This window comes from Micromonospora tulbaghiae (genome assembly GCF_900091605.1).
Taxonomy (GTDB): domain Bacteria; phylum Actinomycetota; class Actinomycetes; order Mycobacteriales; family Micromonosporaceae; genus Micromonospora; species Micromonospora tulbaghiae.
This window is the reverse complement of the sequence record NZ_FMCQ01000004.1, coordinates 166252-189365: the sequence shown is the minus strand read 5'-3', so window position 1 is coordinate 189365 and position 23114 is coordinate 166252. Positions and strand designations below refer to the sequence as shown.

Here is a 23114-nt window from a genome sequence, read left to right as displayed (position 1 = left end):
CGTGAGCCGCATCGGGGTCGCCTTCGACAAGGCGCGGGCGGACGGGCGGGCGGTGCTGGTCGGCTGCATGCCGGCGGGCTTCCCGACCGTCGAGGGCAGCATCGCCGCCATGAAGGCCATGGTCGAGGCGGGCGTGGACGTCATCGAGGTGGAGATCCCGTACTCCGACCCGGTGATGGACGGCCCGGTGATCCAGAAGGCGAGTGACATCGCGCTCGCCGGGGGCGTCCGCGTCGCGGACACGCTGCGCGCCGTCGAGGCGGTCGCCGCGACCGGGGCGAGCGTGGTCACCATGACCTACTGGAACCCGATCGAGCAGTACGGCGTGGACGCGTTCGCCCGCGACATGGCCGCCGCCGGTGGCACCGGCCTGGTCACGCCGGACCTGATCCCCGACGAGGCCGCCGAGTGGCTGGCCGCCTCCGACGCGCACGGCCTGGACCGCACGTTCCTGGTCTCCCCGTCCTCGACCGACGCGCGGCTGCGGATGACCGCCGAGCACTGCCGCGGGTTCGTGTACGCCACCGCGATCATGGGCGTCACCGGTGCCCGGGCGCAGACCTCCGAGGCGGCCCCGGTGCTGGTCTCCCGGCTGCGCGAGGTCACCGACATTCCGGTCGGTGTCGGCCTGGGCGTGGGCACCGGCGCGCAGGCCGCCACCGTCGCCGGGTACGCCGACGCGGTGATCGTGGGCAGCGCGCTGGTCCGCTGCGTGCTGGACGCACCGGACCAGGCCGCCGGCCTGACCGCGCTGCGCAAGCTCAGCGCCGAGCTGGCCGACGGCGTCCGCAACCCCGCTCGCTGACGGGCCGCCTCTCCGCCCGAGATCTTGGTACGAAACGGCCCCTGTGAGGGCCACTTCGTACCAAGATCTGGAAAGCGGTCGGGCAACCTCGACGGTCAGCGCTTGCCGCTGTCGACCGGCCCGGACGCGCGCTGGCCGGGTGGGGTGCGCGGACCGTCTGCGGGTTCCGCCGTCGAACCGTCGGCGACGGTGGTGCGGCGCAGCACGCCGGAGCGCCCGGCGAGCGCGTCCGCGACCGCCGCACGCGTGGTGGGGGTCAGCGCACCGGGTAGCCCCTCCGGGTGCCACCACTGCACCAGACAGCCGGCCACCGGCTCGCTCAGCGGCTCGACACCGGCCGGCGCGGCGCGGAACACGTGCACCAGCACGTCCGGCCGCCCGCCGCACCGCCCGGCCGGTGGCGGGGAGGCATCCGGGTCGGTGACCCGGTAGAGGCCGACCAGGTCGACCAGGTCCACCGCCCACCCGGTCTCCGCCCGGACCGCCCGGACGGCGGCGTCCGCCGGGCTCTCGTCGTGACGCGGCCGCCCGCCCGGCAACCCCCAGCGGCGGGCCCCCTCGGACCGGCGGCAGAGCAGCAGCCGGCCGGACCCGTCGGTGACGACAGCGGCGACCGCCCAGGTGAGCGGGCTCATGGACAAAGAGCCTACGACCGTGCAAACCAGAAGTCATCCGACCCGCGCGGCAGGCGGCCCGGGGTGCCGCACACACAGTCCGCACCGGTACCGTGTGCACCCGTGACCCTCGCCCCGATGACCCCACTGGCGGCCATGCCCAGCCCCAGCACCGCCGTCTGGCAGCTCGGTCCGGTTCCGATCCGGGCGTACGCGCTCTGCATCATCCTCGGCATCGTGGTGGCCTGCGTGGTCACCGAGTACCGGCTGCGCCGCCGCGGTGTGGCGCCGGGCGCGGTGCTCGACATCGCCGTCTGGGCCGTGCCCGCGGGCATCATCGGCGCGCGGATCTACCACGTGATCACCTCGCCGGAGAAATACTTCGGCGCCGGCGGCGAGCCGATCAAGGCGCTCTACATCTGGGAGGGCGGTCTCGGCATCTGGGGCGCGGTCGCCGGTGGCGCGGTCGGCGCGTGGTTCGCCGCCCGGCAGCTCGGCGTCCCGTTCACCGTCATCGCCGACGCGCTGGCCCCGGGGCTGCCCCTGGCGCAGGCCGTCGGCCGCCTGGGCAACTGGTTCAACAACGAGCTGTACGGCGGGCGGACCACGCTGCCGTGGGGCATGGAAGTGCACGTGATGGACCCGGACAACCCGGGTCACGCGCTGCGTGACGACGCCGGCAACCCGGTGCTCCAGCCGGGGCTCTACCACCCGACGTTCCTCTACGAGGCGCTCTGGAACGTCGGCGTCGCCGCACTGGTGCTGTTCCTCGACCGCAAGCTGCGGCTCGGGCGTGGCCGGGCGTTCGCCCTCTACGTGATGGGTTACACGGCGGGCCGGTTCTGGATCGAGCTGATGCGCACCGACGAGGCGAACCTGATCCTCGGCGTACGCCTCAACGTGTGGACCGCCGCGCTGGTCTTCCTCGGCGCGCTGGCCTACTTCATCCGGGTCCGCGGTCCCCGCGAATACCTCGTGCCGGTGGGCGAGCCGGCCCCCGCGGCCGGTCCGGCCGGCGACGTGTCCCAGGTCGACCTCTCCGCCCGGGAGGCCACCGCAGGGCCGGCCGCGCCCGAGGGCTACCGGGTGGTGACCGAGGAACAGTTCGACGCGTACCGGGAGACCGGCGTGCTGCCCCCGGAGCCGGATGACGAACCGGCACGGGCCGAGTCCGCCGCCGACGACGCCGCGACGGGCCGCACGGACGACGACAGCGCGACGGCCGACCGGGCGGACGGGGACGACACCGAGGACGACACCGAACCGGAGCGGGCGGACGCCGAGCGGACGAACGCCGGCCGGGCCGACGGCGGCGGGCGCCCGGCGGACCGGGACAGCTGAGCGGGGGAGTCATGCGCAGCGCGGTGGTGGTCGGCGCCGGCCTCGGCGGAATGGCGGCGGCCGGTGTGCTGGCCCGGTCGGGCTGGCAGGTCACGCTGCTGGAACGCGCCGACCGGGTCCGCCCGGAGGCGACCGCCGTGGTGCTCTGGCCCAACGGGGTACGCGCGCTGCGCGCCCTCGGGCTGGGCGACGGGCTGGACGCGATCGCCACCCCGCTGCCCGACGGCGGCGTGCGCCGGCCGGACGGCCACTGGCTGGTGCAGGCCCGGTCCACGCCGGCCGAGCGGATGCCGGTGGTGGTGCACCGGGAGGATCTGCACGACGCGCTCATCGCCGGCCTGGGCGACCGGGTCGAGTTGCGTACCGGCGTGACCGTGCGGACGGTACGCGCGGCGTCGGGCGAGCGTCCGGCGGTGGGCGACGGCCGGCACACCTACGAGGCGGACCTGGTGGTGGCCGCCGACGGCACTGACAGCGAGATCCGCCGGCACCTCGCACCGGAGACCGCGGTGGTCAGCTCCGGGTGCGCCGCCTGGCGGGCGGTCATCCCCTGGTACCGGGCCCCGCAGCTGCCGGACGACCAGCCGGTGCACGGCGAGACGCTCGGCGCCGGGTACCGCTTCCTGGCCGCCTCGCTCGGCGAGCGGGGCACCGCGGGCGCGTCCCGCCGAGGCGGCGTCTACTGGGTCGCCACCGCCGCGGGCGCGCCCCGGCCGGAGCCGCCGGAGATCCAGCTCGCGCTGCTCAAACGCTGGTTCGCGGGCTGGCCCGCCCCGATCGGGACGCTGCTGGAGGCGACCGACCCGGAGGACGTCGTCCAGCAGGAGATCCGCGAGCTGCGCCCGCTGCCCAAGGCGTACGGCTTCCCGGCCGGCCCGGGCGGCGTGGTGCTGCTCGGCGACGCCGCGCACGCCATGCCGCCGCACCTCGGGCAGGGCGCCTGCCTGGCGTTCGAGGACGCGGCGACGCTGGCCGGGCTGCTGCGGGAGTCGCGGCTGCCGGACGCGGTGACCGCGTACGACAGGTTGCGCCGCCCCCGTGCGGCCACGATGGTCCGGCAGACCCGGCGGATGTCGGCGGTCCTGCAGGCCCGGGGCCGGCTGGCGCTGCGTGCCCGGGACGCGGCCCTGGGCACGATCAGCCCGCGACTGCGCAACACCGCCGCCGCGGCGGCCGCCGCCTGGCAGCCGCCGTCCTGACCGTCCCGACGCTGACCGTCCCGCAGCGGGCCCGGCCGGAAGCGGCCCGCCCCACGACGGCGCGGGCGGGCGGCCGGCCGGTGCTCAGATGACGGCGGCGGGCTCGGCGATACAGGCGGTGCCCACGCGGCGGAACCCGACCCGCAGGTAGACGCGGGCGATGTCCTCGCTGCCGGCGCTCAGGAAGATCAGGTCGGTGCCGGCGGCGCGCAGCTCCCGCGCGAGGGTGGCGGTCACCGCCGCGCCCAGCCCACGCTGCCGGGCGGACGGCAGCGTGGCCACCCCGGCGATCTCCGCCACGTCGTCCACCCGCATCGCCATGCCGCTGGCGAGCGCGCCCTCGTCGGGCGTACCGGCGAGCACCGAGATGCGCCGCCCGTCGGCGACCCGGGTCGCCTCCTCCTCCAGCGCCGCCACGTCCAGCTGGGCGAGGGCGGCGTCGCGCTCGGCCGGCCCGGCGTCGCCGCGCGCGTTGCCGCCGTTGGCGAAGCCGACCGCCGCGACGGCCCGCCGCAGCGCGATGTCCGCCGCGAAGCCGGCGTCGCCGGGGTCCAGCACCCGCACCGGTACGTCGCTGAGCGTCCCCGGGTCGGGCAGCCGCTCCGGTTCCAGCAGCATCAGCGGCGCCTCCAGCACGCTGAGCCCGGCCGAGCGGGCCACGGCGAGCAGATCCGGCTGGTGCTCGTGCACCCACTCGAACGCCTCCGGCAGGCCCAGTTCCCGCTGCCGGGCGCGGACGGCTGTGACGTCGGCGAGCGTGGGCGGCTCGTCGGCGTCGAGCCGGGGCCGGGCGTAGAACGGCCATCCGGCGCCGTTCCGGACGAACAGCACCAGGGCGCCGTACTCCTCGGTCCGGGCCCCGTCGCGGGGCACCGCGTCGTAGAACCGCTCCAACCGGGCGAGTGCGTCAGCACGTGCGAGATCCACCGCGCGAGACTACACGTCCCAGCATCTGGAAGTGTGATCAATCTGAACTGGCCTTGCGCCGGAAGCCCTAACGTAGACTCAATAAACCGCAGAGGGCCGACGTCGTCCCCATCATGATCCATCCTGAGTGACGACAGGAGGCCCGGTGGCCTTTCCGTACCCTCACAGCCCGCAGTCGGCCCCACAGGCGACCGGGCTCTACGACCCCGCGTACGAGCACGACGCCTGCGGCGTGGCCTTCGTGGCCGACCTGCACGGGCGGCGCTCGCACCAGGTCGTCGCGAACGGCCTCGGGGCGCTGTGCCGGCTGGACCACCGGGGCGCCCGGGGCGCGGAGCACAACACCGGGGACGGCGCGGGCATCATGATCCAGGTGCCGGACGCGTTCCTGCGCGCCACCGTCGACTTCCCGCTGCCCCCGGCCGGTCAGTACGCCACCGGCCTGGTGTTCCTGCCCGACGACGACGCGGCCGAGGCCCGTGCCCGCCAGGTGGTCGACAAGTACGCGCTGGTCGAGGGCGCCGACGTGCTCGGCTGGCGGGAGGTGCCGACCGACCCGTCCGGGCTGGGCGAGACCGCGCTCGCGGCGATGCCCCGGGTCCGGCAGTTGTTCGTGGCCGCCCACCGGCTGACCGGATCGCCGGCCGGCCCGGCGGGCTCCCCGCTGACCGGGCTCGACCTGGACCGGGTGGCGTTCTGCCTGCGCAAGCAGGTCGAGCGGGAGACCGCCGAGCGAGGCGTGCCGGCGTACTTCCCGTCGCTGTCCGGCCGCACCATGGTGTGGAAGGGCATGCTCACCCCGGACCAGCTTCCCGCGTTCTACCCGGAGCTGACCGACGAGCGGGTGGTCAGCGCCATCGCGCTGGTGCACTCGCGCTTCTCCACGAACACGTTCCCGTCGTGGCCGCTGGCGCACCCGTACCGGTTCATCGCGCACAACGGCGAGATCAACACGATCCGCGGCAACCGCAACTGGATGCAGGCCCGGGAGGCGCTCCTCCGCAGCCCGAGCATCCCCGGCAACATCCGCCGGGTCTTTCCGGTCTGCACCCCGGCGGCGTCCGACTCGGCCAACTTCGACGAGGTGCTCGAACTGCTGCACCTGGCCGGGCGGAGCCTGCCGCACGCGGTGCTCATGATGATCCCCGAGGCGTGGGAGAACGACCCGGACATGCGCGCCGACAAGCGCGCGTTCTACCGCTTCCACGCCAGCCTGATGGAGCCGTGGGACGGTCCGGCGTCGGTCGCGTTCACCGACGGCGAGATCGTCGGCGCGGTGCTGGACCGCAACGGCCTGCGCCCGGGCCGCTGGTGGCACACCGCCGACGGCCTGGTGGTGCTGGGCAGCGAGGCGGGCGTGCTCGACCTGGACCCGGCCACCGTGGTCGCCAAGGGCCGGCTCCAGCCGGGCAAGATGTTCCTCGTCGACACCGTCAACGGCCGGATCGTCTCCGACGACGAGATCAAGACCGAGCTGGCCGCCGAGCAGCCGTACCAGGAGTGGCTGCACGCCGGCCTGATCGAGCTGGACGACCTGCCGCCGCGCGAGCACACCGTCTACACCCACGACTCGGTACGCCGCCGCCAGCAGACGTTCGGCTACACCGAGGAGGAGCTGAAGATCCTGCTCGGCCCGATGGCCCGCAGCGGCGCGGAGCCGATCGGCTCGATGGGCACGGACACCCCGATCGCCCCGCTGTCCACCCGGCCGCGGCTGCTCTACGACTACTTCCATCAGCTCTTCGCCCAGGTCACCAACCCGCCGCTGGACGCCATCCGGGAGGAACTGGTGACCAGCCTGGCGTCCACGATCGGGCCGGAGGGCAACCTGCTCGACCCGGGCCCGGCGAGCTGCCGGCAGATCGTGCTGCCGTACCCGGTGATCGACAACGACGAGCTGGCGAAGATCCTGTCCATCGACGAGGACGGCGACCTGCCCGGCTTCAAGGCGGTCCGGGTCTCCGGCCTGTACCGGATCCGCGACGGCGGCGCCGGCATCAAGGCCCGGCTGACCGAGATCTGCCGGCACGTCTCCGAGGCGATCGAGGACGGCGTGCGCATCCTGGTGCTCTCCGACCGGGACTCCAACGCCGACCTGGCCCCGATCCCGTCGCTGCTGCTGACCGCGGCGGTGCACCAGCACCTGGTCCGCGAGCAGACCCGTACCCAGGTGGCGCTGGTCGTCGAGTCCGGCGACTGCCGCGAGGTGCACCACGCGGCCGTGCTGATCGGGTACGGCGCGGCGGCGGTCAACCCGTACCTGGCGTTCGAGTCGGTGGAGGACATGATCTCCACCGGCGTGCTCAGCGGCGTCGACCGGGTCAAGGCCGTCCGCAACTACGTCAAGGCGCTCGGCAAGGGCGTCCTGAAGATCATGTCCAAGATGGGCATCTCGACCGTGTCCTCGTACTGCGGCGCGCAGGTGTTCGAGGCGGTCGGCCTGGACACCCGCCTGGTCCACAGGTACTTCCGCGGCACACCGAGCACCATCGGCGGCATCGGGCTGGCCGAGATCCACGCCGAGGTGGCGGCCCGGCACGGGCGGGCCTGGCCGGCGCCGGGCGCGCAGGCGAGCGACCGGCTGGAGGTCGGCGGCGAGTACCAGTGGCGCCGCGAGGGTGAGCTGCACCTGTTCAACCCGGAGACCGTCTTCCTGCTCCAGCACGCCACCCGCAGCCGCCAGTACGACGTGTTCCGGCAGTACACCGCGAAGGTCGACGAACTGGCCGCGCAGGCGGGCTCGCTGCGCGGGCTGTTCACGCTGCGCACCGGCGTACGCCCGGCGGTGCCGCTGGACGAGGTCGAGCCGGCCGGCGAGATCGTCAAGCGCTTCGCCACCGGCGCCATGTCGTACGGGTCGATCTCGGCGGAGGCGCACGAGACGCTCGCCATCGCGATGAACCGGCTCGGCGGCAAGTCCAACACCGGCGAGGGCGGCGAGGACGTCGAGCGGCTGCACGACCCGGCCCGGCGCTCCGCGGTCAAGCAGATCGCCAGCGGCCGGTTCGGCGTGACCAGCGAATACCTCGTCAACGCCGACGACCTCCAGATCAAGATGGCGCAGGGCGCGAAGCCCGGCGAGGGCGGGCAGCTGCCCGGCAACAAGGTCTGGCCGTGGATCGCCCGGACCCGGCACGCCACCCCCGGCGTCGGCCTGATCTCCCCGCCGCCGCACCACGACATCTACTCCATCGAGGACCTGGCCCAGCTCGTCCACGACCTCAAGTGCGTCAACCCGGCCGCCCGGGTGCACGTGAAGCTGGTCAGCGAGGTGGGCGTGGGCACCGTCGCGGCGGGCGTGGCGAAGCTCAAGGCCGACGTCATCCTGATCTCCGGACACGACGGCGGCACCGGCGCGTCCCCGCTCAACTCGCTCAAGCACGCCGGCACCCCGTGGGAGCTGGGCCTGGCCGAGGCGCAGCAGACGCTGCTGCTCAACAAGCTGCGCGACCGGGTGACAGTGCAGGTCGACGGCCAGCTCAAGACCGGCCGGGACGTGCTGATCGCGGCGCTGCTCGGCGCCGAGGAGTTCGGCTTCGCCACCGCGCCGCTGATCGTCGAGGGCTGCGTGATGATGCGGGTGTGCCACCTGGACACCTGTCCGGTCGGCATCGCCACCCAGAACCCGGTGCTGCGTGAGCGCTTCACCGGCCGCCCCGAGTTCGTGGAGAACTTCTTCCTCTTCCTCGCCGAGGAGGTCCGGGGCTACCTGGCCGAGCTGGGCTTCCGCAGCATCGACGAGGCGATCGGCCACACCGAGCTGCTCGACGTGGTCGGCGCGATCGACCACTGGAAGGGCCACGGGCTCGACCTGAGCCGCGTGCTGCACCTGCCGGAGCTGCCCGAGGGCGCGGCCCGCCGGGGCGTACGCGCCCAGGACCACGGCCTCGACGCGGCGCTGGACAACCGGCTCATCGAGCTGGCCGGGCCGGCGTTGCGCGACAGTACTCCGGTCCGGGTCGAGGTCGAGGTCCGCAACGAGCACCGCAGCGTCGGCGCGATGCTCGGCGGCGAGGTGACCCGCCGCTTCGGTGGCGCCGGCCTGCCCGACGACACGATCGAGTTCCGGCTGCGCGGCACCGCCGGCCAGTCGTTCGGCGCGTTCCTGCCGCGCGGGGTCACGCTGCGCCTGTACGGCGACGCCAACGACTACGTCGGCAAGGGACTGTCCGGCGGCCGGATCGTGGTCCGGCCGGACGCCGACGCGCCGTTCGTCGGCGTGGACGCCGCAGCGGGCCGTCGCGCCGAGGACCAGATCATCGCCGGCAACACCATCCTGTACGGCGCCACCGGAGGCGAGGTGTTCCTGCGCGGCCGGGTGGGGGAGCGGTTCGCGGTGCGCAACTCCGGCGCGGTGGCGGTGGTCGAGGGCCTCGGCGACCACGGTTGCGAGTACATGACCGGCGGCACCGTCGTGGTGCTCGGGCCGACCGGGCGCAACTTCGCCGCCGGCATGTCCGGTGGCACCGCGTTCGTGCACCGGCTCGACCAGCGGCTGGTCAACGCCGAGCTGGTGGACCTGTCGCCGCTGCGCGACGAGGAACGCGACCGGCTGCACGAGCTGGTCCAGCGGCACTTCGCCGAGACGGACTCGGCGGTCGCCGAGGACCTGCTCAAGCGCTGGCCGCAGGCGGTGGAGGAGTTCACCGCAGTGGTGCCCCGGGACTACCGCCGGGTCATGGAGATCATGCGGGCCGCCGAAGCCGCCGGCCGAGACGTCGACGACGCGGTGATGAGCGCGCTCAGCGTGCCGTCGGCCGCGCCGGTACCGCCCGCGCCCCGGGTGGTCGCCCAGGAGGTGGCTCGTGCCTGACCCGAACGGTTTCCTGCGCTACGACCGGCGGCTGCCGGCCCGCCGTCCGGTGCCGGTGCGCATCTCCGACTGGCGCGAGGTGTACCCGCCTGCCGGTGAGGAGCTGATCCGCGAGCAGGCCACCCGGTGCATGGACTGCGGCATCCCGTTCTGTCACGACGGCTGCCCGCTGGGCAACCGCATCCCGGACTGGAACGACCTGGTCCGCACCGGCAACTGGGACGCCGCTGTGGAGTCGCTGCACGCCACCAACAACTTCCCCGAGTTCACCGGCCGGCTCTGCCCGGCGCCGTGCGAGGCGGCCTGCGTGCTCGGCCTCGGCGGCCAGCAGCCGGTCACCATCAAGCAGGTCGAGGTGGAGATCGCCGACGCGGCGGTGGCCCGCGACGGCCTGCGGCCCCGGCCCGCCTCCGCCCTGACCGGCCGGTCGGTAGCGGTGGTCGGGTCCGGCCCGGCCGGGCTGGCCGCCGCGCAGCAGCTCGCCCGCGCCGGTCACACGGTCACCGTGTACGAGCGCGACGACGCGATCGGCGGCCTGCTCCGCTACGGCATCCCCGACTTCAAGCTGGAGAAGCAGCACATCGACAAGCGGCTGGCCCAGCTCACCGCCGAGGGCGTGCGCTTCCGGACCGGCGTCGAGGTCGGCGTCGACGTGACCGCCGAGCAGTTGCGCGCCGAGCACGACGCGGTGCTGCTGGCGTGCGGCGCGTTGCAGGGCCGGGACACCCCGGCCACGCCCGGCCGGGCGCTGCGCGGCGTGCACCAGGCGATGTCGCACCTGGTGGCCGCGAACCGGGTGGTGGCCGCCGCCGGGGACGGGCGGCCCGCCCTCGCGACGCTGCCCGACGGTACGCCGATCGACGCCGCCGGCAAGCACGTGGTGATCATCGGTGGTGGCGACACCGCGGCGGACTGCCTCGGTGTGGCGCACCGGCAGGGTGCGGCCGGCGTGCACCAGCTCGACCTCTACCCGCAGCCGCCCACAGAGCGCGACGCGGCCCGCGACCCGTGGCCGACCTGGCCGTGGCTGCTGCGTACCTACCCGGCGCACGAGGAGGGCGGCGAGCGCGTGTTCGCCGTCGCCGTGCAGGAGTTCGTGGACGACGGCACCGGCCAGGTCCGCGCGGTCCGGATCGCCGAGGTGACTGTGGAGAAGGTGGACGGCCGCCGCATCGTCACCCCGCTGCCCGGCTCCGAGCGGGAGATCCCGGCCGACCTGGTGCTGCTCGCCATCGGCTTCGAGGGCACCGAGGAACAGCCCATGCTGGCGCAGTTCGGGGTGACCCGCAACGGCCGGGGCGCTGTCGACGCCCGCCCGGACTGGCAGGCCGCCGACGGCGTCTTCGTCGCCGGCGACATGCACCGGGGCGCCTCGCTCATCGTCTGGGCGATCGCCGAGGGACGCGCCGCCGCGGCGGCGATCCACGCGTACCTGGGCGGGGTGGGCGAGCTGCCCGCCCCGGTCGACCCGGCCCGCCAGCCGCTCGCCGCGCGCTGACCCCGCACCGGCCGGGCCGCCCCCGTCGTGGGGAGCGGTCCGGCTGGCGCCGGTCAGCGGCCGAGCAGGTCGTGCGCCGCCCGGATCTTCGCCCACGAGGCGGGCTGCGCCGGGGCGGCGGTCGTGCGCGCGGCGATGGCCACGTCGGGCCGGCCGGGCGTGAACAGCCAGGTGGTGAACACCGCGTCGAGATCCCGCCCGGAGATCCGCTCGGCGAGCGCCTGGAACTGCCCGACGGTGCCGTTGCCGTACTGCCGCTTGGCGGTCCAGGTGCGCAGGATGCGGAAGAACGCCGCGTCGCCGACGGCGAGCCGGATCTGGTGCAGCGCCATCGCGCCCCGGTCGTAGACGGCGTCGTCGAAGATCCCGCTCGGGCCCGGATCACCGGGGCGCACCCGCCAGAACTCGGAGTCGGCCGGGTAGCTGTCGTAGGTGAAGTCGAACAGCTCCTGCGCGGTGCCCTCGCCCTGCTCCTCCGACCAGAGCCACTCGGCGTACGAGGCGAAGCCCTCGTTGAGCCAGATGTGCCGCCAGTCGGCCACCGACACCGAGTCGCCGAACCACTGGTGGGCGTTCTCGTGCACCACCACGTACGGGTTGGCGCCGCGCCGCCAGAAGCCGGGGCCGTACACCGGGCGGGTCTGCGTCTCCAGCGCGAAGCCGATGCCGTCGACCGGCCCGGCCACGCCGCCCTGCGCCTCGAACGGGTACGGGCCGAACAGCCCGCTCTCCCAGTCGACGATCTCGGCGGTGCGTTCGATGCTGGCCCGCGCGGCCGGCAGGCGCTCGCCCAGCGTGGTGCTGTACGCGTTCACCACCGGCTGCCCGTTCGGCGCGGTGTCGGTGACGATGTCGTACTGCCCGATGGCCAGGAACGCCTGGTACGTCGCGCCGGGCTTGACGCTGCGCCAGCTCCACCGGGTGCGGTTGCCGGCCTCGGGCAGCGGGTCACGCGGCTGCACGCCGTTGCTGATCACCTCGACGCCGGTGGGCACCGAGACCGAGACGTCCCAGGTGGCCTTGTCCTTCGGGTGGTCGTTGCTCGGGTACCACCACCAGGCCGACTCGGGCTCGTTGACCGCGAGCGCCCCGTCGGCGGTACGCGTCCACGCGGTGTAGCCGTAGACGGTGGTCTGTGACGGCACGCCGGCGTACTTCACCACGACGGTGAGTTGCTGGCCCTTGGTCAGCGGCCGGGCGGGGGTGATCACCAGCTCGTGGTCGCCGGCCCGGGTGAAGCCGGCCACCCACCCGTTCACCCGCACCGACTCGACGTCGAGTGCGAAGTCCAGGTTGAACCGGGACAGGTCCTTGGTGGCGGTGGCGAGGATCGTGGTGGTGCCGCTGAGCCGGTCGGTGGCCGGCTCGTAGCGCAGCCGGATGTCGTAGTGGCCGACGTCGTAGCCGCCGTTGCCGTAGTCGGGGAAGTAGCTGTCGCCCAGCCCGGGGCCACCCGGCGTCGGGGTGGCCGCCCCGGGTTGTGGCCGGCCCCATCCGCCGGGGACGGCCTGGGCGGGTGCGCCGGTCGCTGTGGTGCCGGCCGCGGTGAGGGTCAGGGCGGCGATGGCCGCCGTGAGTGCACGTCGCACGGTGGGACTCCCTCCGTCGGGTGTCGTCACCGTCAAGCTAATCGACACATGTGAACATATCTGTCCCGTCCGGCCATCTCGGCTATTCAATTTCTGCGAATGTTTCGATAGCATTACCGACCAGTAACAGCATCGATCCCTCGGCCACGCGCGCGGTCAACGGGCTCCACCACCCCTGCCCCGTGGAGGCTCTGTCATGTCCCGTCGCGTCCGTACCGCGCTCGCCGCCGTACTGGCGGCCGTTCTCGGCGCCGTGCTCCTGCCCGGCGCCGCCCGGGCGGCCACCGTCAACTACGTCGCCCTCGGCGACTCCTACTCCTCCGGCGTCGGCGCCAGCCCGTACGACCTGTCCACCTGCCTGCGCAGCCAGAAGTCGTACGCCCCGCTCTGGGCCGCGGCGCACTCGGTCACCAGCTTCAAGTTCCCGGCCTGCGGCGGCGCGGTCACCGCCGACGTGCTGGCCAACCAGGTCGGCCAGCTCAGCAGCAGCACCACGCTGGTCACCATCACCATCGGCGGCAACGACGCCGGCTTCGCCGACGTGATGACCAGTTGCCGCTTCGGCAGCACGTCCAGTTGCGAGAGCGCGGTCAACGAGTCCAAGGCGTTCACCACCGCGACGCTGCCCGGCCGGCTCGACGCCACGTACACCGCGATCCGCAACCGGGCCCCGAACGCCCGGCTGGTGGTGCTCGGCTACCCGCGGCTGTTCGAGACCGGCTCCTGTGGACTGCTCGCCATGAGCAGCTACAAGCGCACCATCCTCAACCAGGCCGCCGACACGCTCAACGGCGTCATCTCCGGCCGGGCCGCCGCGGCCGGGGGCACCTTCGTCGACGCGCGGCCGTTCTTCGCCGGGCACGGCGTGTGCGCCGCCGAGCCGTGGATCCGTGACGTCAGCGGCGTCATCGAGGCGTACCACCCGAACGCGGACGGCTACCGCTACGGCTACCTGGCCGCGCTGACCGCCGCCATCGGCTGATCCGCATGTGAGGAGAGGGCCCCGCTCGGCATCCGTCCGTCGAGCGGGGCCCCGCCCTTGCCGGGTTGCATCGAGCATCGACAATGGTGCGACACCCCGTGCGACCCGGAGGTGACCATGCGCGAACCGGTGACCCGGCCGCGGCCGGTCCGTGAGCAGCTCCCGGCCGCCGGCCCGGAACTGCTCACCCTGCTGGCCCGGCTGCTGCGGCGGCCCCGCCGCGGCGACCGCCGGCTCCCGCTGCTCTGGCTGGTCCGGCCCGCCGGGGACGGCGCGGTCGCGGCCCTGCTGCGGCGTTTCGCGGCGCGCCGGGCCGGGCGCCGGGTACCGCACGCGGTGCTGGACCTGACCGGCCGGCCCGCCGGCGACGACGTCGCGGCCGTGCTGCGCGAGCTGCACCGGCAGCTCTCCGTGGAGGCGTTCGGCGCGCCCCGGCTGCGGTTCCGGCACTACCCGCTGGCCGACTGGCTGATGCACCAGACGCTCGCCGTGGACCTGGACGCCGCCGACGGCGGCCGGGCCGCGCTGGTGCGCCGGCTGCGGGACTGGCGCGGGCGACGGGCCGGTGAGGACCCCCAGGTCGGCGGCGACTCCGGCCTCGGCACCGCACTGCACCTGCTGCTCTGGCTGCTGTGGCGGGCCGTCCCCAGCGTCGTGTTCCGGATCGCCGTCTCCGGCCGGGTGCCGCTCGTGGGGCGTCAGTACCGCTGGTTCATGCGCCAGCAGTACCTGGCGCCCCGGCAGTCGGTGACGTTCCTCGGCTTCGCCGAGCGGCTCACCGCCGGATGGCGCGACGGCGAACACCCCGCCCAGGTGGAGAAGCTGCTGCTGCACGCGTTCCTGGAGGACCTGCGCCTGGCGTACCGGCGGCGGTTCTGGCGGCCCGGGGACTGGCGCCGCACCGCCTATCCGGTGCTGGTGCTCGACGGCGCGCGGCCGGACGACGTCGGGCACACGCTGGTCCGGCTCGTCGACGAGGTGCGCAACGAGACCGGCCGCAACGACCCGCTGCTCGTCGTCGCGGTCGCCGCCGGCCCGCCGCCGGAACCGGCAGCGGGCCGGCCGCTGGACCAGGCCGAGGAGGCGTACGAGGAGTGGGCCGAGGCGCTGCCGGAGAACCGCCGGCTGCGCCGCCCCGGCGCCTGGCTGATGCTGCTGGAGGCGGACGACAGGGACGTCGACGTCCCGGTGGGAGGCGTCCCGCCCGCCCTGGTCGCGCCCGACCCGCCCTGGTGGGCACGGCGGTTCCTGCCCGCAGCGGTGGCCCTGGCGCTCGTCGCCGGGCTGGGTGTGTGGGCGCACGGGCGGTGGGCGCCGGACTGCCGCCCCTGGCCCGCCGACCGGGTCGCCGTCCGGCTCGTGGCCGGGGAGTGCGTCGGCTACAGCGACACCGCCGGGCAGGTCTTCAACAGCGAACCCGGGCAGGACCGGCTGCGTGCCGTGCAGCGGCGCATCTTCGCCCAGAACCGGGCCGCCGAGGAGGTGTGGCGGCGCAGCGAGCACCGCCGCCCCTACCTGACGCTGGTCTACCTGGGCAGCCTCACCGGCAACCGGACCCGCGCGGACGAGGAGTCCTACGTCTCCGAGCGGGAGGAACTGGAGGGCATGGCCACCGCCCAGTACGCCCTGCTCCAGGAGTCGGCGGCGGCGGACGACGCGGCGCTGCTGCACATCGTGGTGGCGAACGCCGGGCGGCAGATGCGGCACGCCGACAACGCGGTACGGATGCTGGAAGGGCTGGCCCGCGACGACCCCACCGTGCTCGGCGTGATCGGGCTGGTGGACAGCCGCACCAGCACGGCGGCGGCGCTGCGCGAACTCAACCGGGTCGGCCTGCCGGTGCTCGCCCCGACGCTGTCCGCCGACCGGATGGACGCCAACTCCAGCCTCTACCTGGCCATGTCCGCGCCGAACCGGGACCAGGCCCGGATGGTCGAGGCGTACGCCCGGCAGGTGCTGCGGGTGGGGGAGGCGCACGTCTACTGGACCACCGGCGAGGGCAGCTCGCTCGCCGACGACCTGTACGTCGCCACGCTTGTCGACGGACTGCGGGAGCGCTTCGGCGATCGCATCAGCCGGCTCGACGAGTGGCGCAGCGGACGGCGGCTCACCCAGGAGTGCGGCTACCCCGGGATGCTCTTCTTCGCCGGCCGCTGGTCGGAGTTCGACGGGTTCATGCGCGCGCTCAAGGAGTGCGGCGCGAACCCGCCCCGGCACCTGGTCGCCGACGACTCGGTGAACCGCTACATGGCCAACCCGGGGCTGCGCGCCAGCGCGCCGGGCAACCTGCCGGTCACGTACGTGTCCAAGGCGGCCCTCGCCACCTGCGCGTCGCTGCGGGCCGCGCAGGCCGGGCGCGATGACGCCCGCGGCAGTTTCCTCACCTGGATCGGCGCGGACGGCCTGCTCGACCCGCCCCGATGCCGCGCCGGGACCGGCCCACCGGTCGGCGAGCGGGTCAGCCTGGCCTACGACGCCACCATGATGACGGTACGCGCGCTGGAGAGCCTCGCCGCCCGGCTGCGCCACGCCGACACCGGCCGCCGCTGGGAGCCCCGCTCGGTCAACCCGGTCGGAGTGCACGCTGAGGTGCTGCGGCAGAACGCCGCCGGCGGCTACCCGGGGGTCAGCGGCCTCATCCGGTACGCCCCGGACTCCGGTGAACCGGTCGCGAAGCGGCTGGCGCTGCTCACCGTCGCGAAGGTGCCCGACGTGGACGCCGCCCCGGTCGAGGTGTTCCACTGCGGCGTAGCCGACACCGGCCCCGACACCGGCTGCCGCGTTGCACCACGCTAGGCGAGATCTTGGTACGCGCCCGCCCTTCGCGGGGCGTGCGCGTACCAAGATCGACGGCGACAAGGGGCTCAACGGGTTCTGTCGGATACCTGATTCCGGCGTTCGATTGTGCTGCGTGAAGCATCGATCGTTCCTATCCTGACGTGTTCATTCCCCGGCGACGCGCGTGGAGAGCTGTGGATCAGCGACAGGTACGACGGCTGGCAGAGCAGTCCGCCAACTTCGGCTTCCTCAAGGATCATCCACTCCTGGTCTGGTACGGCGCCGGCGCCGAGCTGCTCGTCTACGTCGACGCGCAGGCGGCGATGTTCAAGATCCGCGCCTTCGGCGACGAGCTGGCGAAGGATCTGGTGCGCCGCACCGACGCCCGGCCGCAGTCGGAGAAGTTCTTCCACCGCGTGCAGGCGCTCCAGACCAACGGCACGCTCGTTCCGGAGATCTACCGCGCGTTCGATCGGCTTCGTGACCAGGGCAACCGCGCCGTACACGATCATCTGGGTGAGGTGCGCGCCGCGCTGGAGCTGCTGCGGACCTGCTTCGAGCTGGGCGTCTGGTTCCACCGAGCGCTGACCGGCGACCGCTCGCCGATCGGCTTCGTCCCGCCCACGCCGCCCCCTCAGCAGGTGCCCCAGAGCGTCGCCGACGCGCTTGCGGCCGAGCTTGAGCGCTACAAGAACGAGCTGGCGCAGACCAAGCTGCTGCTCGACGGCAAGCCGTCGCTGGTGCAGGCCCAGGCCGACGCGCAGGCGGCGGCGGAACGGGCGGTCCGGGAGGCGAGCGCCCGCCAGGGCGAGGCCGCTGCCCTCGTGGCGAGTCTGGAGCCGGCGGCGCAGGAGGCCCAGCGAGCCGCCGAGCTGCGCAAGCCCGGGCGGGTTTCCGCTGCCCGGCGGGAAGAGTTCATCACCCGTGCCCGTCGCGCCTCGCACGAACCGCTCAACGAGGTGCAGACCCGGGCCGAGATCGACAGGCAGTTGCGGGCCGCCGGCTGGGTGGTGCAGGACGAGAACCAGATCAACCTGTTCGCGGCCACCGGCGTCGCTGTCCGCGAGGTGACGCTCGCTACCGGCCGCGCCGACTACCTGCTCTACGTGGACCAGCGACTTGTCGGCGTGATCGAGGCGAAGCGGGAGGGCACCGCCCCGCGCGGCGTGGAGGCGCAGCTCGACCGCTACCTGAGCGGGCTCACCCCGGCGCAGAAGCTCAGCGCCTGGCGGCGGGACGAGCCGTTGCCGTTCGGGTACGTCGCCACCGGTACGGAGACCGCCTTCGTCAACCGGCTGGACCCGTTCCCGCGTACCCGGGAGGTCTTCGCCTTCCACCAGCCGGCGACCCTCGCCCGGTGGATGCGGGAGGCCGACGACGATCCGGCCGTGCCGACGCTGCGGGCCCGGCTGCGGCGGATGCCGGCGCTGGACCGGCTGGGTCTGCGACCCGCGCAGGTCGACGCCGTCGCCGGGCTGGAACGGTCGCTGGCCGAGGACCGCCCGAGGTCGCTGATCCAGATGGCGACCGGTGCGGGCAAGACCTTCACCGCGGTGACCGCCAGCTACCGGCTGCTCAAGCACGCCCGCGCCGCCCGGATCCTCTTCCTGGTCGACCGCAACAACCTCGGCAAGCAGACGCTGCGCGAGTACGCCGGTTACCAGGCCCCCGACGACGGCCGGAAGTTCACCGACCTCTACAACGTCGACCGGCTCTCCGGCACCGGAATGCTCGACTCGTCCGCCGTGGTCATCTCCACCATCCAGCGCCTCTACGGCGCCCTGCGCGGGGTCGAGCTGCCCGACGTCGACCTGGACGACCGCGACTACGACAGCTACGACCTGGACGAGCCGGCCGAGGTGTCCTACAACCCGCAGCTCCCACCGGAGACGTTCGACCTGATCGTGGTGGACGAGTGCCACCGCTCGATCTACGGCAAGTGGCGGGCGGTCATCGAATACTTCGACGCGTTCGTGGTCGGGCTGACCGCCACGCCGGTCAAGCAGACGCTCGGCTTCTTCCAGCAGAACCTGGTGTCCGAGTACACCTACGAGCAGGCCGTCGCCGACGGGGTCAATGTCGACTTCGACGTCTACCGGATCAAGACGGAGATCACCGAGCGCGGCGCGGACATCGAGGCCGGCACCGTCGTGCCGCTGCGGGACCGGCGCACCCGCGCCGAGCGCTACCAGGAGCTGGAGGACGACTTCACGTACGGCGGCAGCCAGGTCGGCCGGTCGGTGATCTCGAAGGGTCAGCTCAAACTGGTGCTGGAGACGTTCCGCGACAAGCTCTTCGAGGAGATCTTCCCGGGACGGTCGACAGTGCCCAAGACGCTGATCTTCGCGCGGGACGACAACCACGCCGAGGAGATCGTGCAGATGGTCCGGCTCGTCTTCAACCGGGGCAACGACTTCGTCAAGAAGATCACGTACGCCTCGCGGCGCGAGGGCGACAACCCGGACACGCTGATCCAGGCGTTCCGCAACAGCCCCGAGCTGCGGATCGCGGTGACCGTGGACATGATCGCCACCGGCACCGACGTCCGGCCCCTGGAGTGCGTCTTCTTCCTGCGCCCGGTGCGCAGCTCCACCTACTTCGAGCAGATGAAGGGGCGCGGCGCCCGCACCATCGACGCCGCCGACTTCCAGGCCGTCACGCCGGACGCCGAGGTCAAGGACCGGTTCGTCATCGTCGACGCGGTCGGTGTCACCGAGGCCGACCTGGACGAGGCGGTCCCGCTGCAACGCCACACGGAACGCCAGATCTCGCTGCGCGACCTGCTCCGCAAGGCCGGCACGCTGACCGCCGACGCCGACGAGGTGGCCACGCTCGCCTCACGGCTGTCCCGCCTCAACCAGCAGCTCACCGACGACGAACGCGCCGAGCTGGCCGACCTCGCCGGGCAGCCGCTCAGGGACATCGTGCACGGCCTCACCGACGCGGTGGCCCCGGAACAGCTCAACCCGGCCACCCAGGCCGGCCCGGCTGCGGTGCGGGACCTGCTGGCCGGCGCGCTGCGCCCGCTCGCCGCGAACCCGCCGCTGCGGGAACGCATCCTGGAGATCCGCCGGGCCCACGACATCACCATCGACGAGGTGAACGCCGACCGCCTGATCTCGGCGCAGGGAGTGCCGGCCGAGGAACGCGCCCAGGTCACCGTCAAGAGCTGGCACGACTACCTGGAGGAGCACCGCGACGAGATCACCGCTTTGCAGGTCTTCTACGAGGGCCGGGGCCGAGTCGGCTACGAGCAGCTCAAGGAACTGGCCGCGCGGATCGCCCGGCCGCCGCAGGCGTGGACGCCCGAGTCGCTGTGGAAATCGTACGTGCTGCTCGGGCGCACCGCCGAGGCCCCCGGCAACCGGGGCATCACCGATCTTGTCAGCCTCGTGCGGTATGAGTTGGGGCTGGACCAGGAGCTGCGCCCGTACCGCAGCCTGGTCGAGGAACGCTTCCGTGGGTGGCTGCTGCGACAGGAGCAGGCGGGCGCTACGTTCACTGCCGATCAGGCGTGGTGGCTGGAGAGGATCAAGGACGTGATAGCGGTCAGCGTGGAGATCAGCCCGGACGACCTGGAGGGAGCGCCGTTCACCGAGCGGGGTGGCATCGACGGATACGCGGGCGCGTTCGGTGACCGGGCCGAGCCGTTGCTGGCCGAGCTGAACGAGGAGCTGTCCGCGTGACCCATCCGTTCGACATCCCGGCAAGTTGGGCTTGGACAACGCTTGGCGAAATTGCAGATGTTGTCGGCGGAGTAACCAAGGATGCGAAGCGTCAGGAAGATCCGAGCTTCGTGGAGGTCCCCTACCTCAGGGTTGCCAATGTGCAACGCGGATATCTCGACCTCTCCAATGTGTTGTCAATTAGAGTGCCGCCACAAAAGGCGGTGGCTCTGAAGCTTTCGCGCGGCGATGTCCTGCTGAACGAAGGTGGTGACCGAAACAAGCTTGGCCGTGGTTGGGTTTGGGACGAGCAAATCGAGGACTGTATACATCAGAATCATGTTTTTCGCGCGCGTATTCGTCAGCGCGTTTTGGAGCCGCGACTTCTGGCGCACTTTGCAAACGGCATCGGCCAGCGGTGGTTCGAGCAAAACGGACTGCAGAGTGTGAACCTGGCATCGATCAGTCTGGCGACAATGAAGCGGTTCCCGGTGCCGGTTCCGCCTCTTGGTGAGCAGGGCCGCATCATCGCAGCTCTTGAGGAGCGCTTGTCTAGGCTGGCTTCCGCCGAGTCGAGTGTGAGGTCGGCGTTGCGCCGTTTATCGGTCCTCCGGGCTGCGGCCGTTACCCAGCTCGTTGATGCCTCAGATGCGCCGCTGCGCGGACTCATTTCACTTCTTGATGGCAAAATGATCAATGGTAAATCCGTGCCAACCCAGCCCGGGGGCTTCCCGGTTCTTCGCTTGACTGCATTGCAGGACGGCTTGGTTGATCTAGGTCAGTCGAAGGAGGGCGCATGGGATGCTGCCGCCGCAGCCCCCTATCTTGTGCGTCGTGGTGACTTCCTTGTTGGTCGAGGCAATGGATCCATCCATCTTGTTGGTCGAGGTGCCCTCGTCGCCTCCGATCCATACCCGGTAGCCTTCCCTGACACCATGATCAGAGTGCGAACGGACTCGACGAAGATTCGACAAGAGTATCTCGCGATAATCTGGAATTCGCGGTATGTACGGCGACAGATCGAATCAAAGGTGCGAACCACGGCGGGAATCTACAAGATAAACCAGTCCCTCCTGGGTGAAATCCAGATTCCTGTACCGCAATTGGGTGAGCAAGACGAGATTGTAAGTCGTTGGAGGTCGACGGCTAGTGCGATAGACCGTTTGAGCGGCTCCGTTCGGGTTGCTGCTCGCCGCGCGAGTAGCCTGCGCTCGTCGGTGCTGACTCAGGCGTTTGTCGGGCGGCTCGTGCCGCAGGATCCGGAAGACGAGCCGGCGTCGGAGCTGCTTGCCCGGATTCAAGCCGAACGGGCAACCGCCGCGCCGAAGCAAAAAGCACGCGCCACGCGTACTCGGAAAGAGCTGGCGGCTCCGCCGACCAGGGTGACCGGCGACAACTATCAGCAGGAGGCGCTGCCGCTGTGAGCACTGTAGATTCGCGCCGGCTGGTGCAGAAGCTCTGGAACTACTGCGACGTGCTGCGTGACGACGGCGTCTCAACCATCGACTACGTCGAGCAGTTGACCTACCTGTTGTTCCTGAAGATGGCCGACGAGCGCGCCCGGCGAGCCATGAAGCCCGAACAGATCGTGCCCGACGAGCTGAGCTGGCAAACCCTGCTCGATGCCGACGGTGACGCGCTTGAGGTGCAGTACCGGCACATCCTCACCGGGCTGGGCAAGGAGGGCGGCACCCTCGGCACCATCTTCCGTAAGGCACAGAACAAGATCCAGGATCCCGCGAAGCTCAAGCGGCTGATCGTGGACCTGATCGACAAAGAGTCCTGGTCGGGCACCGGTGTCGACGTCAAGGGCGATGCCTACGAGGAACTGCTCGCCAAGGGGGCCGAGGACGCCAAGTCCGGCGCGGGGCAATACTTCACCCCCCGTGCGCTGACCGTCGCGATGGTCGACTGCATGTTGCCCACGCCGGACGACACGATCACCGACCCGGCCTGCGGCACCGGAGGCTTCCTGCTCGCCGCTTACGAGCACATTCAGCGGCACCACGGCAGCGCGCTGACGCCCGATCAGCGGCGGCGACTCGCCAACGGCGCGATCACCGGCACCGAGCTGGTCGACGGCACGGCTCGACTGGCCGCCATGAACATGCTGCTGCACGGCATCGGCGCGCCGAACGGACCGTCGCTCATCGCTGTCGAGGACGCGCTCGGCAAGGAACCCGCCCGCCGCGTAAGCCTGGTGCTGGCCAACCCGCCGTTCGGCCGTAGCTCCTCGATTCGGGTCGTCGGTGGGGACGGCCGGTCGAGCCGGGAGGAACGGGAGATCGAGCGGGGCGACTTCTGGGCTACCACCGCCAACAAGCAGCTCAACTTCGTCCAGCACATCGCCTCTCTGCTGGAGATCGACGGTCGCGCTGCCGTCGTCCTGCCGGACAATGTGCTCTTCGAAGGCGGCGCGGGGGAGACCATCCGCCGTCGGCTGCTCAAGCAGTACGACCTGCACACCATGCTGCGGCTGCCCACCGGCATCTTCTATGCGGGCGGTGTGAAGGCCAACGTGCTTTTCTTCGAGCGCAAGCGCGCCCGTGAGGAACCGTGGACCCAGAAGCTCTGGGTGTACGACTTCCGGACCAACCAGCACTTCACGCTCAAGCAGAACCCGCTGCGACGCGAGCACCTCCAGGACTTCATCGACCGCTACCTGCCGGGCAGGGACCGCGCCGAGCGGGAGGAGACCGAGCGCTTCCGCGCGTTCTCGTACGACGAGCTGATCGCCCGGGACAAGGTGAACCTCGACATCACCTGGCTCAAGGACGCCTCACTGGAGGACGCCGACTCGCTACTGCCGCCCGAGGTAATCGCTCAGGAGATTGTCGACGACCTCCAGGCGGCTCTTACGGAGTTCGCCGCCATCGCCGAGACCCTTGGGTCTAGAAGCTAGT

General features: G+C 72.1%; 13 protein-coding genes. 10 read left to right on the top strand and 3 right to left on the bottom strand.

Features of this window, described 5'->3' with window-relative positions; genetic code table 11:
* Position 1 precedes the first annotated feature (1 nt).
* Complete coding sequence (gene trpA / locus GA0070562_RS13590; protein ID WP_091420650.1) at positions 2-805, top strand: tryptophan synthase subunit alpha; 804 nt, start codon at positions 2-4, stop codon at positions 803-805.
* A 95-nt stretch (positions 806-900) separates the two neighbouring features.
* On the opposite strand, the gene GA0070562_RS13585 is transcribed toward trpA, so the two are convergent.
* Entirely contained in the window at positions 901-1440 is a 540-nt protein-coding gene (locus tag GA0070562_RS13585; RefSeq protein ID WP_091420646.1) for an NUDIX hydrolase, read from the bottom strand.
* A gap of 102 nt (positions 1441-1542) precedes the next feature.
* Between GA0070562_RS13585 and lgt the strand changes: the two genes are divergently transcribed.
* Positions 1543-2760, top strand: coding sequence for a prolipoprotein diacylglyceryl transferase (gene lgt / locus GA0070562_RS13580; RefSeq protein WP_091420644.1), 1218 nt, complete (start codon positions 1543-1545; stop codon positions 2758-2760).
* An 11-nt stretch (positions 2761-2771) separates the two neighbouring features.
* A complete protein-coding gene (locus GA0070562_RS13575; protein WP_013287548.1) occupies positions 2772-3959 on the top strand; it encodes an FAD-dependent oxidoreductase in 1188 nt (395 codons plus the stop codon).
* 84 nt (positions 3960-4043) lie between these two features.
* Here the strand turns inward: GA0070562_RS13575 and GA0070562_RS13570 are convergent, their stop codons facing one another.
* Positions 4044-4886: a GNAT family N-acetyltransferase gene (locus GA0070562_RS13570; protein WP_091420641.1), complete on the bottom strand. Its 843-nt coding sequence runs from the start codon at positions 4884-4886 to the stop codon at positions 4044-4046.
* Between the two features lie 145 nt (positions 4887-5031).
* Here GA0070562_RS13570 and gltB point away from each other — a divergent pair, with 145 nt between their 5' ends.
* A complete protein-coding gene (gltB, locus tag GA0070562_RS13565) occupies positions 5032-9699 on the top strand; it encodes a glutamate synthase large subunit (RefSeq protein ID WP_091420637.1) in 4668 nt (1555 codons plus the stop codon).
* Positions 9692-11197: a glutamate synthase subunit beta gene (locus tag GA0070562_RS13560; RefSeq protein WP_091420633.1), complete on the top strand. Its 1506-nt coding sequence runs from the start codon at positions 9692-9694 to the stop codon at positions 11195-11197. The genes gltB and GA0070562_RS13560 overlap by 8 nt, the downstream gene beginning before the upstream one ends.
* 53 nt (positions 11198-11250) lie before the next feature.
* On the opposite strand, the gene GA0070562_RS13555 is transcribed toward GA0070562_RS13560, so the two are convergent.
* Entirely contained in the window at positions 11251-12786 is a 1536-nt protein-coding gene (locus GA0070562_RS13555) for a M1 family metallopeptidase (protein ID WP_091420630.1), read from the bottom strand.
* A 196-nt stretch (positions 12787-12982) separates the two neighbouring features.
* Here GA0070562_RS13555 and GA0070562_RS13550 point away from each other — a divergent pair, with 196 nt between their 5' ends.
* The 5 genes from GA0070562_RS13550 to GA0070562_RS13530 all read left to right on the top strand — a co-directional run bounded on the left by GA0070562_RS13550 (position 12983) and on the right by GA0070562_RS13530 (position 23113).
* Complete coding sequence (locus GA0070562_RS13550; RefSeq protein ID WP_091420627.1) at positions 12983-13768, top strand: SGNH/GDSL hydrolase family protein; 786 nt, start codon at positions 12983-12985, stop codon at positions 13766-13768.
* 117 nt (positions 13769-13885) lie between these two features.
* A complete protein-coding gene (locus GA0070562_RS13545; protein WP_091420624.1) occupies positions 13886-16564 on the top strand; it encodes a type 1 periplasmic-binding domain-containing protein in 2679 nt (892 codons plus the stop codon).
* Positions 16565-16740: 176 nt separating this feature from the next.
* Positions 16741-20232, top strand: a complete 3492-nt coding sequence (locus tag GA0070562_RS13540) for a type I restriction endonuclease subunit R (protein ID WP_139135454.1) — start codon at positions 16741-16743, stop codon at positions 20230-20232.
* Positions 20229-21635 (top strand): restriction endonuclease subunit S, encoded by a 1407-nt coding sequence (locus tag GA0070562_RS30470; protein WP_217493427.1) that lies wholly within the window; start codon positions 20229-20231, stop codon positions 21633-21635. Before GA0070562_RS13540 ends, GA0070562_RS30470 begins: the two co-directional genes overlap by 4 nt.
* Entirely contained in the window at positions 21632-23113 is a 1482-nt protein-coding gene (locus GA0070562_RS13530) for a type I restriction-modification system subunit M (RefSeq protein WP_091420620.1), read from the top strand. Before GA0070562_RS30470 ends, GA0070562_RS13530 begins: the two co-directional genes overlap by 4 nt.
* Position 23114: the final 1 nt, after the last annotated feature.